Here is a 12,835-nt window from a genome sequence, read left to right as displayed (position 1 = left end):
GGCTCCGTGATCAGCGCGCCGCGGTTGCGGCGGGCGGCGTGAGCGGTACGCGCGGCGCGGCAGCGGGCGCGGGCCTGGCCGCGGGTATACGGGCGGCGAGCATCGCGGACGTGGCGGATGCAGCCGATGATGTCGCCGCCGTCGCCGTCGCCGTCGCCGTCGCGGACGCCGGGGCTGCCGTCGTCGGCGTGGCTGCCGATGCGTGCGGCATCGCGACTGACGCTGCCGCCAGACCCGCGAGCGCATTCGCCGCCGGCACGTCGCCGTCGCGCGCCGCGTCGCCCTGCGGCTCGATTCCGCCGCCGAGCGCGACCATCAGCGACGCATGCGCGGCGAGCCGCTGCGCGTCGATGCGCGTCTGGTTCTCCTGCGCGCTCAGCAACTGGCTTTGCGCGAGCAGCACGTTCACGTAATCGGTCAGCCCGCGGCTGAAGCCGGTATGAGACAGATCGTAGGTGCGCTGGGTGAGCGCAACCGCGCGTGCCGCGTCCTTGCGCTGGGTGTCGAGCGAGCGCAGCCGCACGATGCTGTCGGCGATATCCTTCAGCGCGCCGACGAGCGTCTGGTTGTACTGCTCGACCGCCAGGTCGTAGCCCGCAGCCGCCGCGCCGAGCTGCGCGCGCAACCGGCCGCCCTCGAAGATCGGCAGCGTCAGCGCCGGGCCGGCTGACCAGCCGCCGTTCATCGCGCGCAAAAAGGTGGTGAACGCGCCGCCGACGGCCAGGCCGCCGAGCGATGCGATCAGGTTGACGTTCGGGTAGAACGCGGCCTTTGCGATGTCGATGCCGCGCGCCTGCGCATCGACCGTCCAGCGCGCGGCGACGACGTCCGGCCGCCGGCCGATCAATTCGGCCGGCAACGCGGACGGCAGCCCCGCGCGCGCATTCAGCGCGAGCGTGGGCCGCGTGAGCGCGTCACCCGCGCCCGGGCCCTTGCCCGCGAGCGCGGCGAGCTGATGGCGGCCAAGCTGAATCGCCTCCTCGTAGCTGTCGATCTGCCGCGCGTAGTCGGGCAGCGGCGCCTCGGCCTGGCTGACTTCGAGCTGCGTGCCGATGCCTGCTTGCAGGCGCTTGCGCGCGAGCGTGGCGAGTTCGTGCTGGCGTTCGTAGGCCGCGTGTGCGATGTCGAGCAGCGCGTAATTCTTCGCGAAATCGATATAGGCGAGCGTCACGTGCGCCTCGATCGCGAGTTGCGCGGCACGCGCGTCGGCTGCCCTCGCGTGCGCCGCGTCGAGCGCGCGTTGCGTGTTGTTCTTGTCCTCGCCCCACAAGTCGAGGTGATACGACAGGTTGAGCCCGCCCGTATTGTTCCAGGTGTTCGAATCGGCAAGCGGGCCGGGGCCGTAATAGACATTGTCCGGCCAGTGCTGGCGCATCAGCGACAGCGAGCCGTTCAGTTGCGGCAGCTCGCCCGCATGCGCTTCGCGCACGAGCGCCTGCGCTTCGCGCACGCGCGCCTGGGCGGCCGCGAGCGATGGGTTGCCGGCGAGCGCCGCGGCGATCCACGTATCGAGCTGAGGGTCGCCATACGCATGCCACCAGTCGGCCGCGGGCCAGCCCGCGTCGCGCTCGGCCGCGGCGATTGCGGTGCCTGCGTCGAGCAGCGCCGGATCGAGCCGTCTTGCCTGAGGGGTTGCGTCTCCCATGCTCGCGCAACCGGTCATTATTAATGACATTGCAAGAACCGACAGTGCAAGCGCCCCACTGATTGCCGGAGACCGCACGATTTTCTCCCTTTTGAATAAAGATGAGTCGAGCGAGATTATATTTTTTTGCGAATTCTAGAATAAGCCAGCAAGAATGCAACGCATTCTTACGGAATCCGAGATAATATTGTTGGACGTATGTGCAACAATCTGGCCGGATTCGATAGGGAAACACCATGGATACGCTCCAAAACATGCGCGTGTTCGTCCGTGTGGTTGATGCGGGCAGCTTCACGGCGGCTGCGCAGCAGCTCAATACGACGACGGCCTACGCGTCGCGGGCGGTCTCCGATCTGGAAGCGCATCTGCGCACGCGCCTGCTGAACCGGACGACCCGCCGCATCGCGCTTACCGAGGCGGGCGAGCGATATCTGCAACGCTGTGAGCAGATCCTCGCGTATGTCGAGCAGGCCGAGGCGGAGGCAAGCGACGCGCACGCGCGCCCGTCGGGCAAGCTGAAAGTCCATTGCATGACGAGCCTCGGTCAGCATTACACGGTGCCCGCCGTGTCGCGCTACCAGCGGCGCTATCCCGACGTCCACGTCGATTTGACGCTCGCGCAGCGCTTTCCCGATCTGCTCGAGGAGGGCTTCGACGTGTCGCTCGTGGTCGGCCGCGATCTGCCGGATTCGGGGCTCGTGTCGCAGCGGCTCGGCGTGACGTTCAGCGTCGTATGCGCGTCGCGCGCGTATATCGACAAGCACGGCGCGCCGCAGCGCCCGCAGGATCTCGCGAGCCACGTGTGCCTCGCGATGGTCGCGCCGGGTTTGTACTGGGACGAATGGAAGCTGACGGGGCCGAATGGCGACGAAGCCGTCACGCTGTCGTCGCCGCCGTTTCGCGTCAATGTCGCCGAGGCGCTGGCGGTCGGTGTGCGCGAAGGGATGGGAATCGGCGTGCTGCCGCTTTATTCGGCGATCGCGGGGCTGCGCAACGGCGACTTCGTCCGCGTGATGCCCGAATACCGGTCGCACGTGATGAACATTTATGCGCTATACGCTTCGCGCCAATATCTCGACGCGAAAATCCGCACGTGGGTCGATTTTCTGCGTGACGAACTGCCGTTGGTTCTCGAAGCCGACGAGGCCGAACTCGAACGATTCACCCTTCAGGCCTGAACGCCGAATGGGCGCGCGAAACGGGAAAAAAGCAAAAGGGCAATTCATGTCGCCGATCGGCGGAATTGACCGTGTTTGACGCTGGCGCAACATTTTTTAACGGTCGTTCGGCAATGGGTTTGCTACTGTCTTTTCTAGGCACTCGTTCAACACATTCGACGAATCGGGGAGAAATCGATGAATACGCAACTGCTGATGGGCCTGGGCGCGCTCGCACTGCTCGGCGTGGCGGGCGTTGCCGCATCGCGCGAGTTGCTGCGCGCGCTCGATGCGCAAATGCGCCGTGCGCCGGTGCCGGTGCGTGCGCGCCGCGTGCACCGCGACGGCCGGCGGACCGTGCTGTGAGCGGCATCGTTTCCCGTTGCGGCGAACGTGGCTTTCGTCGCTGCGAGCGCGGTTCCCGCCGAGGCGTGCGTCGCGCTTACCGCCGCATTCACCGCCGTGCGCTGAATGCGCGGGTCATCCGAGCGTGACGACTTTGTTCCATTCGAACGCTGGGTTTTCGTGTTCGCCGGTGCGCCGGCTCACGTAGCCATGCGGGTTGCAGACGACGCGCGTGCCGTTTGCCGTTGTGTAATCGAAGGATGTGTGCGTGTGGCCGTGAATCCATAGCGAGACGGGCGGCCGCACGAGCGCGGGGAGATCATTGACGAAGCCGGACGACACGAGATCGCCGGCGTAGCGGGCGGCAAGGCTCGCGCGATGTGGCGCGTGATGCGTGACGACGATCGTTGCGCCTGCCCACGGCTTCGCGAGTTCGCGCTCGAGCCACGCGCGCGCGGTGCGGTGCAGCGCCAGCGCGTCGCGCGGCGTGAAGCCGCGGGGAGGCGGCGTGGCGGCGCGCGGTGGCGTGGCGCCGGAAGCGGTCGCGGCGGACGCGCTCGGATGGAGCGTGCCGGGAACGCGGGCGATTGCCGGTTCGGCGGTCGTATCCGTGCCCGGCGGTTGCCGAGCGGCAAGCTTCGCGCCGTTCGCGCCGTCCGGCCAGTCGACCTGAATCAACCCCCTGAAATCGAGCATCGCGCGCTCGCAAGCGGCGATCGCTTGCGTGAGCGTATCGGCGTCGGCGCCGAACAGCGCGAAATCGGTCCAGAGCGTTGTGCCGAGCACCCGGAAGCGTCCGGCGGGGTCGATATACGTATCGTTGTTCAGATAGTGCACGTGATCGAGCGCCGATGCGGTATCGCGCATCGCGGTTTCGAGCGCGCCGAATTCGCCGTCGTAGTACTCGTGATTGCCGGGCACGTAGACGACCGGCACGTCAGGGGCGAACGTCTGGGCCGCCCAGCGCAAGCCTTGCGCATGATTGTGAATATCGCCCGCGAGGACGACGAGATCTGCGTGCGCGAATGGGATCGCATCGGGCTCATGGTGTTCGAGATGCAGATCGGACAGCACACGGATCTTCACGGGCGGCTCCTTCGCGGCGCGGCGCCGACGCGTCGCGTCAGTGCAGCACCTTGCCGGGGTTCATCAGGTTCAGCGGATCGAGCGCGGCTTTCAGCGCGCGCATCATGTCGATTTCGACGGCCGGCTTGTAGCGCTGCGCGTCGTCGATCTTGAGCTGGCCGATACCGTGCTCGGCGCTGATCGTGCCCTGGTACTTATGGACGTTGTCGTAGACGATCCGGTTGATCGGCGCTTGATATTCGGCGAGAAAGGCCTTCGGATCGCCGCCCGCGGGCGCCTGCACGTTGTAATGCAGGTTGCCGTCGCCCAGATGGCCGAACGTGACCATCCGCGAGCCGGGCGCGGCGGCCTGGATCGCCGCGTCGGTTTCGTCGACGAAGCGCGCGATCGCCGAGATCGGCAGCGCGATGTCATGCTTGATGTTGAGCCCTTCGTCGGCCTGCGCGAGCGGGATGTGCTCGCGCAGATCCCAGAACGCGCGCGACTGCGCGAGATTTTCGGCGACCACCGCATCGACGACGAGCCCGGCCTCGAACGCGTCTTCCATCATCTTCTCGAACAGCGTTCGCGCGTGCGCTTCGCTCTCGTTGTCGGACAGTTCGAGCAGCACGGTCTGCGGGTGCGGCGCGTCGAACGGGTAGCGCAACTGCGGATAGTGCTGGCCGACCAGGCGCATGCAGAAATCCGACATCAGCTCGAACCCCGTCAGCAGCGGGCCGGCTGCGCGCTGCGCGAGCGCGAGGAAGTCGATTGCCGCGTGCGGCGATTCGAGCGCGGCCAGCGCGGTGACCTGGGCGGCGGGGCGCGGATGCAGCTTCATCACGGCGGCCGTGATGATGCCGAGCGTGCCTTCCGCGCCGATGAAGAGATCGCGCAGATCGTAGCCGGTGTTGTCCTTGCGCAGCCCGCGCAAGCCGTCCCAAATTTCGCCTTGTGGCGTCACCACCTCGAGCCCGAGGCACAGCTCGCGCGTGTTGCCGTAGCGCAGTACCGCGGTGCCGCCCGCGTTCGTCGCGAGATTGCCGCCGATCGTGCAGCTTCCCTCGGCGGCGAGGCTCAGCGCGAACAGGCGGTCGGCCTGCTGCGCGTGCGCCTGCACGTCGGCGAGGATCACGCCGGCTTCGACGGTGATCGTATTGTTGTACGGATCGAGCGCGCGCACGCGGTTCAGGCGAGCCAGGCTCAGCACGGCCTGTTGGCCGCTCGTGTCGGGCGTCGCGCCGCCGGCGAGCCCGGTGTTGCCGCCTTGCGGCACCAGCGCGACGCGATGCGCGAGCGCGAGCTTGACGATCGCCGCGACCTCGGCGGTGTTCGCCGGGCGCAGCACCGCGCACGCCGCGCCTTGATAGCGGCGGCGCCAGTCGGTGAGGAATGCTGCGGTATCGTGCGCATCGGTCAGTACGTGATCCGCGCCGATTGCGTCGCGGCAGGCGTCGATGAAAGCGGAGGAGGCGGTCATGGCGATGATTCGAACTCGAAAGAGGAACGCGGTCGAAGAAATCAGGAGCGGGGGCGGCGTGGCGCGGGCGGCTGGGGGGCGGCGGGCCTTGCGGCCGGATCGGCCGCCTGCTTGGCCGCTTGCTTCGCGACGCGCTTGAACGGCGCGACATAAGCGAGCGCGGCCCCGAAAAAGCCGAGCGCGAGCGCGGCCTCGGCCCAGCCCAGCCGAGCGGACAGCCCGGCGTCCGTCATCCCGCGCACGATGCCTTCCGCAAGATAGATCAAAATCAGCATCGACGCCCACTGCAGCGTATAGACATTGCGCCGCCATACGCCGGGCAGCGCAAGCGCGAGCGGCACGGCCTTCAGCATCAGTGCGGAGCCGCCGGGGCGCAGCGGCGCGAGCCAGGTCTCCCATGCGACGCACAGCACGATCAGCAACGCTGCGCATAGCGCGGCAGCGCGCGCCGCGCGCGGGTTGGCCGCCGCCGCGCGCGCGCTCATGCCGATGCCGCGTCGAGCCGCGCCGCGATGCGCGCGAGCCGTGCGCCGAGCGCGATCGCGAGCGTTTTTTCGTCGACGGAGATAGACGCGTGCACGGCGTCGGCGGCGCGCGCGAAGTGCGACGCGCCATACGGCGTGCCGCCCGTCTGCGTGACAGTCAGCGTGCTTTCGGTGTACGGGATGCCGACGATCAGCATCCCGTGATGGAGCAGCGGCAGCATCATCGACAGCAGCGTCGATTCCTGCCCGCCGTGCAGGCTGCCCGTGGACGTGAACACACACGCCGGCTTGCCCGCGAGCGCGCCCGAGAGCCATTGCGGCGTCGTGCCGTCGAGAAAGTACTTGAGCGGCGCGGCCATGTTGCCGAAACGGGTCGGCGAGCCGAGCGCGAGGCCCACGCACTCGTCGAGATCGCGCGGCTCCGCATACGGGGGGCCGTCGTCGGGAATGTCGGGCTGGGTGGCTTCGCAGAGAGTCGATACCGGCGGCACGGTGCGGATGCGCGCCTGCATGCCGGGCACGCCGTCGATGCCCGTCGCGATCGCGCGCGCGAGTTCGCGCGTCGCGCCGTGACGGCTGTAATAGAGCACGAGGATGTCTTTCATAGGCCTCTTGAATGAGCGGCTATTATAGGGGCTGAAGCTGGCGCGCCGCGTGGGGGTTTGTCCCGCCGCGCGGCACAGGCCGTTCCCCAGTCGTAATAGGAGATAGGAGAGTCCGCCGTTGCTGAAGAAGTTGAGCGTCGATCTCGATGCCGTCAAGCGTCTCGCGCGCTTTGCCGCGAAGCGCAGCGCCGAAGACCGCATCCCGCAAGTCGCGGGCAGCCTCACGTTCACGACCATGCTCGCGCTCGTGCCGCTCGTGACGGTTGCGTTCGCGCTGTTCACAGCGTTTCCGATGTTCGCGTCGTTCCAGAACTCGCTGCAGGGATTTCTCGCCGATCATCTGATGCCCGCGCAGTTCAACAGCCAGATTTTCAAGTACCTGAACCAGTTCGCGTCGAAGGCGAAAGGGCTGACGACCGCTGGCCTGATCGTGCTGGTCTTCACCGCGGTGATGACGATGATGACGGTCGAATCGGCATTCAACGTGATCTGGCGGGTGCGCAAGCCGCGGCCGCTCGCGCAGCGCGTGCTCGCGTATTGGGCGCTGATTACGCTCGGGCCGTTGCTGTTCGGCGTGAGCTTGTCGATTTCGTCATATCTGTTCACGCAGTCGCTTGCATTCACGGGCTCGACGGGCGCGACGACCGTGTTCGAATGGCTGCTGACCGCGGCCTCGCTGCCGCTCACGGTGCTGGCCTTCACGCTGCTTTACGTTTATTTGCCGAACTGCACGGTGGCGTGGCGCGACGCGGTGGTGGGCGGGATTTGCGCGGCGGTCGCGTTCGAGCTGGCAAAGCGCGGCTTCGGCTACTACGTGCGGCGCATCCCGACCTATACCGCGGTGTATGGCGCGTTCGCCGCGCTGCCGATGTTTCTGCTATGGATGTATTTGAGCTGGTTCATCGCGCTCGCGGGCGCGATGATCGCATCGTCGCTGCCGGCGATCCGGGTCGGCCAGTTCCACCGGATCCACTATCCGGGCAGCGATCTGCTCGATTCGCTCGAATTGCTCGCGCGGCTTGCCGATGCGCAGAACGCCGGCAAGCGCGGCTATACGGCCGCGCGGCTCGCGCTGTTGACGCGCTGCGACATGGAAACCGCGCAGCGGTTGCTGTCGACGCTCGAGGAGCGCGGCTGGATCGCGCGGCTGCAAAACGGCAACGATGCGATGCCGCGTTACGTGCTGCTCGTCAATCCCGAGCGGCTGAGCGTCGCGGATTTGTTCGACGTGCTCGTGATCGACCGTTCGGAGTTGATTTACCAGGCGCAGCGCGGCAAGACCCAGATCGATTGCGCGACACTCGTCGATGCGCTGGCCACCGACAAGCTGAGCGTCTCGCTTGCCGAATTGATCGCGCGCCGCAAGGCAGGCGCGGCGCGAGGCGCTCAACCCGCGGCGCAACCCGCGCCCGCGCTGCCGCCGCGCACCGCCTGAGGCGGGCGGCAGGCAGCGTCGGGCGGCCGGTCAGATCGGCAGCTTGCCGGTGCAGATGTCCTTGAACATGACCCAGTCGCCCATCAGGCTGTAGAGCGGGTGCCGGAATGTCGCGGGGCGGTTTTTTTCGAAGAAAAAATGGCCGACCCACGCGAAAGCATAGCCGCAGACGACGGCGGCGGGCAGCCACGCCCACCGGCCGGTGGCGAGCGCCATCGCGACGCAGCCGATCACGCCGAGCGAGCCGATGAAGTGCAGCCGCCGTGACACGAGATTGCGATGTTCGCCAAGATAGAACGGGTAGAACTCGGAGAAATTCGCGAAATGCTCGGTAGGGGAGGAATCGGAGTGTGTCATCGTGATCTCCTGTGTCGATCGGAGTGCGTGCTTCGGCACTTACTCCGGTCCCATGCCGCGGCCGCAAGCAGTTGATACTGCAGCGCCCATGCCGGCCGGAATGCGCGCGTGAGCGTTTGCCCGGAGCTTTTGCCCCATCTTCTCCGAACTGACGCCCGGTCCTGCGCTGCGGCCCATGCGCCCGCACCGAGCCTCGCACGGCGCGGCGTGCATGCCGTTCATTTTGCGGCGAGCCGTGCCAGGCTGCAACTGCGACCCGGGCGCGGCGCACGCGCTTTCCTTTTGACAGGCTTTCCGTTAGGATCGAAAGCCAGTCTTGCACGAAGCAAGTTGCAATAGGGGACAACGATGCGCGTCAGCGATATTCTGAAAGTCAAGGGCAATACGCTTTTCACCGTGACGCCCGATACGCCGCTGCGCAGTGCGGTCGATACGATGGCCGAGCACGATATCGGCTCGCTCGTCGTCATGGAATACGGCGATCTCGTCGGGATTTTGACGTTTCGCGAAATCATCCTGCGCTTGAAGGCAAACGGCGGCAACCTGGGCGACGCGCTCGTGCGCAAGGTGATGGACGACGAACCGCTCACCTGCACGCCGGAGACCGATCTCGACGAAGTGCGCCGGATGATGCTCGAGCGCCATGCGCGTTACATGCCGGTGCTCGACAAGCGGGTGCTGATGGGCGTGATCTCGTTCTACGATGTCGCGAAAACGGTGGTTGAGGCGCAGAGCTTCGAGAACCGGATGCTCAAGGCCTATATCCGCGACTGGCCGGAGCCCGACGGCGAAGAACACAAGCCGCTGGCGAGCTGAGTTTCGTGCGTCGCGCGTGCCGGCCGCGGCCGGGTGCGCCGCACAGCCGGCCCGGCATTTCCGTTTATTTTCATTCGCCCGCTTACGCGATCGTATCGATGCGTCGAGCGGGCGTTTTTATGTATGAGTGATCCGTCGGTGGTATCCGCCGCGCGTCGTGAGCCGCGCCGCACGCACGCGTCGCAGTTCGATCTGTTGCGCGAGCGCCGTTTCGCGCCGTTTTTCGCGACGCAGTTTCTCGGCGCGCTGAACGACAATGTTTTCAAAATCGGTTTCACGTCGCTCGTCACGTATCAGACGGCGAAATTCAGCGGCGTCGATCCGAAAACGGCCGCGTTCCTGATCTCGGCGGTCTTCATCTTGCCGTTCGTGCTGTTTTCGGCAACGGCGGGCCAGATCGCCGATAAATACGATAAGGCGCGGCTCACGCGTTTCGTGAAATCGTTCGAGATCGTGCTGATGGCAATCGGCGCGGCGGGCTTCGTCACGCATAGCGCGCCGCTGCTCTATTTATGCACGTTCATGATGGGCATGCATTCGACGCTGTTCGGGCCCGTCAAATACTCATACCTGCCGCAGCATTTGAGCGATCGCGAACTCGTCGGCGGCAACGGATTGGTCGAGATGGGAACGTTCGTCGCCATCCTGATCGGCACGATCATCGGCGGGGCGGCGGCGGGTATCGCGGGGCGCGGCGAATGGCTGCTCGCCGTTAGCTGCGTGGCCATCGCGGTCGCCGGGCGCGGCGCGGCGGCTTGCGTGCCGATCACGCCCGCGCCGCAGCCCGATCTGATGATCAACTGGAATCCGTTCTCGGAGACGGCGCGCAATCTGAGGCTCGCGCGCGAGAACCGCACGGTGTTTCTCAGCCTGCTCGGCATCTCGTGGCTGTGGTTTGTCGGCGCGACATTCCTCACGTCGTTTTTCGGCTTTGCGAAGGATGTGCTGTCGGCGAATCCGGACGTCGTCACCGTGCTGCTCGCCACCTTCTCGATCGGTATCGGCTTGGGCTCGCTATTGTGCGAGCGATTGTCACGGCGGCGCGTGGAAATCGGGCTCGTGCCGCTCGGCTCGCTCGGCATCAGCGCGTTCGCGATCGAGCTGTACTTCGCGAGCCACGCATTGCCGGCGCAAGCGCATCTGTTGACGGTCGGCGAGTTTCTCGGCGCTGCCGCGCATTGGCGCATCCTCGCCGATCTGTTTCTGCTCGCGATGTTCGGCGGCTTCTATAGCGTGCCGCTCTACGCGCTGATCCAGAGCCGCAGCGCGCCGACGCATCGCGCGCGGATCATTGCCGCCAACAATATCCTCAATGCGCTGTTCATGATCGTGTCGGCATTGATGGCGATGTTGCTGACCAAGGCGGGCGTCAGCATTCCGGGCATTTTTCTGGTGACCGGGCTGTTGAACGTCATCGTCGCGGGCTACATCTATTCGCTCGTGCCGGAATTTCTGCTTCGCTTCGTTGCATGGGTGCTGGTGCACACGTTTTACCGCATCCGTCTGGTGCATCCGGAGCGGCTGCCGGAACAAGGCGCGGCGCTTCTCGTGTGCAATCATGTGAGCTATGTCGACGCGCTTGTGCTTGCGGCGGCAAGCCCGCGACCGATCCGTTTCGTGATGGATCACCGGATTTTCCAGACGCGCGTCGCGAACTGGGCGTTTCGTCATGCGAAGGCGATACCGATCGCACCGCGCCACGAGGATCCGGCATTGCTCGAGCGTGCCTACGATGCGTGCGAGGCCGCGCTGCGCGAAGGCGAACTCGTCTGCATTTTTCCGGAAGGCAAGCTTACGCGAACGGGCGAGATCAACCCATTCCATCATGGGCTCACCGAGATCCTGCAGCGCGTGAGCGTGCCCGTTCTGCCGATGGCGTTGCGCGGGTTGTGGGGCAGCGTGTTTTCGCGGCATGAGGATGCGCACTGGCCGCGTCCCGTCAGGCGTGGGGTGATGAGCCGGTTGACGCTCGCGGTCGGCGAGCCGATTCCTGCCGCGGCGGCAACGCCACAGGCTTTGCAGGAGGCGGTGGCCGCGCTGCGCGGTGCGCGCAAGTAGGCGCGCAAACAGGCACGGTTTGCTTCGTTTTGATGGCGCAAAGCGTGCACGGCGGTCCGCGGCCGCATGCGGAGTCCGCCGTTCGTTACGGCCATGCGCGGCGCAAGCGCGCGGGCCGCTGGCATAATGACGGTTTCCGCGAATTCCTTTCTTTTGGACGGCATTATGTCCGGCAATACCCTCGGTACGCTTTTCACTGTCACGACCTTCGGCGAGTCGCATGGCCCCGCGATCGGCTGCGTGGTCGACGGCTGTCCGCCGGGCCTCGCGCTCTCGCAAAACGACGTGCAGCTCGAACTCGACCGTCGCAAGCCCGGCACGTCGCGGCACGTCACGCAGCGCCAGGAGCCCGACGAAGTCGAAATTCTGTCGGGCGTGTTCGACGGCGTGACGACAGGCGCGCCGATCGCGCTATTGATTCGCAATACCGATCAGCGCAGCAAGGACTACGGCAATATCGCGGAGACTTTCCGCCCAGGCCACGCTGACTACACGTACTGGCAGAAGTATGGCGTGCGCGATTACCGGGGCGGCGGCCGGTCGTCCGCGCGATTGACCGCGCCCGTCGTCGGCGCGGGCGCGATTGCGAAGAAATGGCTGCGCGAGCGTTTCGGCGTCGAGGTTCGTGGCTACATGAGCGCGCTGGGCGGGATCGAGATTCCGTTCGTCGATTGGGCGCACGTGCGCGGGAATCCGTTTTTCGCGCCGAATGCGGACATCGTCCCGCAACTCGAGGCATATATGGACGAGTTGCGCAAAGACGGCGATTCGATTGGTGCGCGGATCGACGTCGTCGCGTCCGGCGTGCCGGCCGGTTGGGGCGAGCCGCTTTTCGACCGGCTCGATGCCGACATCGCGCACGCGATGATGGGGATCAATGCGGTGAAGGGCGTGGAGATCGGCGCGGGCTTCGCCAGCGTCGCGCAGCGCGGCTCGGTCCACGGCGACGAACTGACGCCCGAAGGTTTCGTCGGCAATCACGCGGGCGGTGTGCTCGGCGGGATATCGACCGGGCAGGACATCACGGTATCGATCGCGATCAAGCCGACGTCAAGCATCCGCACGCCGCGCCGTTCGATTACGAAGACGGGCGAGGCCGCTGTCGTGGAGACGTTCGGGCGTCACGATCCATGTGTCGGGATTCGCGCGACGCCGATTGCCGAAGCAATGCTCGCGCTCGTGCTGATCGATCACGCGTTGCGCCACCGCGCACAGTGCGGCGACGTTGCGACCGCGACGCCGAAGATTGCGGCCCGCGCGCCGGATACGAAGTAAGCGGCGCGCGGAAACGGCGGCGGCGCGCGCTGGGCGGTTCGCTCGCGGCAGGCGGGCTGCCCCGGCCGGTGGCGGCACAAAAAAACGGGCGCCCAAAGGTGCCCGTTTCGTT

The 12,835-nt window shown here is 66.2% G+C and carries 12 protein-coding genes; 6 read left to right on the top strand and 6 right to left on the bottom strand.

Annotated elements, in window-relative coordinates; all coding sequences use genetic code 11:
* Positions 1–10: 10 nt before the first annotated feature.
* Positions 11–1,675 carry an efflux transporter outer membrane subunit gene (locus AQ611_RS11675; protein WP_374755083.1) on the bottom strand — a complete coding sequence of 555 codons (1,665 nt, stop codon included), beginning with the start codon at positions 1,673–1,675 and terminating at the stop codon, positions 11–13.
* Positions 1,676–1,881: 206 nt separating this feature from the next.
* Between AQ611_RS11675 and AQ611_RS11670 the strand changes: the two genes are divergently transcribed.
* Together AQ611_RS11670 and AQ611_RS26135 are read left to right on the top strand one after the other, a co-directional pair.
* Positions 1,882–2,823, top strand: coding sequence for a LysR family transcriptional regulator (locus AQ611_RS11670; protein WP_069234608.1), 942 nt, complete (start codon positions 1,882–1,884; stop codon positions 2,821–2,823).
* Positions 2,824–3,000: 177 nt separating this feature from the next.
* A complete protein-coding gene (locus AQ611_RS26135; RefSeq protein WP_069234607.1) occupies positions 3,001–3,168 on the top strand; it encodes a hypothetical protein in 168 nt (55 codons plus the stop codon).
* A 114-nt stretch (positions 3,169–3,282) separates the two neighbouring features.
* Here AQ611_RS26135 and AQ611_RS11660 read toward each other — a convergent pair whose 3' ends face one another.
* From AQ611_RS11660 to wrbA, 4 genes are read right to left on the bottom strand one after another with little or no spacing between them, the layout of a single operon-like run.
* Positions 3,283–4,233, bottom strand: a complete 951-nt coding sequence (locus tag AQ611_RS11660) for a metallophosphoesterase (protein WP_069234606.1) — start codon at positions 4,231–4,233, stop codon at positions 3,283–3,285.
* A 37-nt stretch (positions 4,234–4,270) separates the two neighbouring features.
* Complete coding sequence (locus tag AQ611_RS11655) at positions 4,271–5,692, bottom strand: FAD-binding oxidoreductase (RefSeq protein ID WP_069234605.1); 1,422 nt, start codon at positions 5,690–5,692, stop codon at positions 4,271–4,273.
* A gap of 41 nt (positions 5,693–5,733) precedes the next feature.
* On the bottom strand, positions 5,734–6,177 hold the full coding sequence (locus AQ611_RS11650; protein WP_059518599.1) for a DUF2069 domain-containing protein: 444 nt from the start codon (positions 6,175–6,177) through the stop codon (positions 5,734–5,736).
* On the bottom strand, positions 6,174–6,782 hold the full coding sequence (gene wrbA / locus AQ611_RS11645) for an NAD(P)H:quinone oxidoreductase (RefSeq protein ID WP_069234604.1): 609 nt from the start codon (positions 6,780–6,782) through the stop codon (positions 6,174–6,176). The genes AQ611_RS11650 and wrbA overlap by 4 nt, the downstream gene beginning before the upstream one ends.
* A 121-nt stretch (positions 6,783–6,903) precedes the next feature.
* Between wrbA and AQ611_RS11640 the strand changes: the two genes are divergently transcribed.
* Positions 6,904–8,217 (top strand): YihY family inner membrane protein, encoded by a 1,314-nt coding sequence (locus tag AQ611_RS11640; RefSeq protein ID WP_059518668.1) that lies wholly within the window; start codon positions 6,904–6,906, stop codon positions 8,215–8,217.
* A gap of 30 nt (positions 8,218–8,247) precedes the next feature.
* Here AQ611_RS11640 and AQ611_RS11635 read toward each other — a convergent pair whose 3' ends face one another.
* Positions 8,248–8,574, bottom strand: a complete 327-nt coding sequence (locus AQ611_RS11635) for an Mpo1-like protein (protein WP_069234603.1) — start codon at positions 8,572–8,574, stop codon at positions 8,248–8,250.
* A 348-nt stretch (positions 8,575–8,922) separates the two neighbouring features.
* Here AQ611_RS11635 and AQ611_RS11630 point away from each other — a divergent pair, with 348 nt between their 5' ends.
* The 3 genes from AQ611_RS11630 (at position 8,923) to aroC (ending at position 12,723) form a co-directional block, all read left to right on the top strand.
* Positions 8,923–9,390 (top strand): CBS domain-containing protein, encoded by a 468-nt coding sequence (locus AQ611_RS11630; RefSeq protein ID WP_059518595.1) that lies wholly within the window; start codon positions 8,923–8,925, stop codon positions 9,388–9,390.
* Positions 9,391–9,513: 123 nt separating this feature from the next.
* Positions 9,514–11,448 carry an MFS transporter gene (locus tag AQ611_RS11625; protein WP_069234602.1) on the top strand — a complete coding sequence of 645 codons (1,935 nt, stop codon included), beginning with the start codon at positions 9,514–9,516 and terminating at the stop codon, positions 11,446–11,448.
* 165 nt (positions 11,449–11,613) lie between these two features.
* Positions 11,614–12,723, top strand: a complete 1,110-nt coding sequence (gene aroC, locus AQ611_RS11620; RefSeq protein WP_059518592.1) for a chorismate synthase — start codon at positions 11,614–11,616, stop codon at positions 12,721–12,723.
* Positions 12,724–12,835 lie beyond the last annotated feature (112 nt).

It is taken from the genome of Burkholderia singularis (genome assembly GCF_001718875.1).
In the GTDB taxonomy this organism is placed as follows: Bacteria; Pseudomonadota; Gammaproteobacteria; order Burkholderiales; family Burkholderiaceae; genus Burkholderia; species Burkholderia singularis.
Note: the sequence above shows the minus strand (reverse complement) of the source record. Positions and strands in the feature narration are given on the sequence as shown.

Coding starts and splice junctions, on each gene's coding strand:
- AQ611_RS11635 (WP_069234603.1), bottom strand. CDS start 8,574: ATGACACACTCCGATTCCTCCCCTACCGAGCATTTCGCGAATTTCTCC.
- AQ611_RS11625 (WP_069234602.1), top strand. CDS start 9,514: ATGAGTGATCCGTCGGTGGTATCCGCCGCGCGTCGTGAGCCGCGCCGC.
- aroC (WP_059518592.1), top strand. CDS start 11,614: ATGTCCGGCAATACCCTCGGTACGCTTTTCACTGTCACGACCTTCGGC.
- AQ611_RS11675 (WP_374755083.1), bottom strand. CDS start 1,675: ATGTCATTAATAATGACCGGTTGCGCGAGCATGGGAGACGCAACCCCT.
- wrbA (WP_069234604.1), bottom strand. CDS start 6,782: ATGAAAGACATCCTCGTGCTCTATTACAGCCGTCACGGCGCGACGCGC.
- AQ611_RS11670 (WP_069234608.1), top strand. CDS start 1,882: ATGGATACGCTCCAAAACATGCGCGTGTTCGTCCGTGTGGTTGATGCG.
- AQ611_RS11630 (WP_059518595.1), top strand. CDS start 8,923: ATGCGCGTCAGCGATATTCTGAAAGTCAAGGGCAATACGCTTTTCACC.
- AQ611_RS11655 (WP_069234605.1), bottom strand. CDS start 5,692: ATGACCGCCTCCTCCGCTTTCATCGACGCCTGCCGCGACGCAATCGGC.
- AQ611_RS26135 (WP_069234607.1), top strand. CDS start 3,001: ATGAATACGCAACTGCTGATGGGCCTGGGCGCGCTCGCACTGCTCGGC.
- AQ611_RS11650 (WP_059518599.1), bottom strand. CDS start 6,177: ATGAGCGCGCGCGCGGCGGCGGCCAACCCGCGCGCGGCGCGCGCTGCC.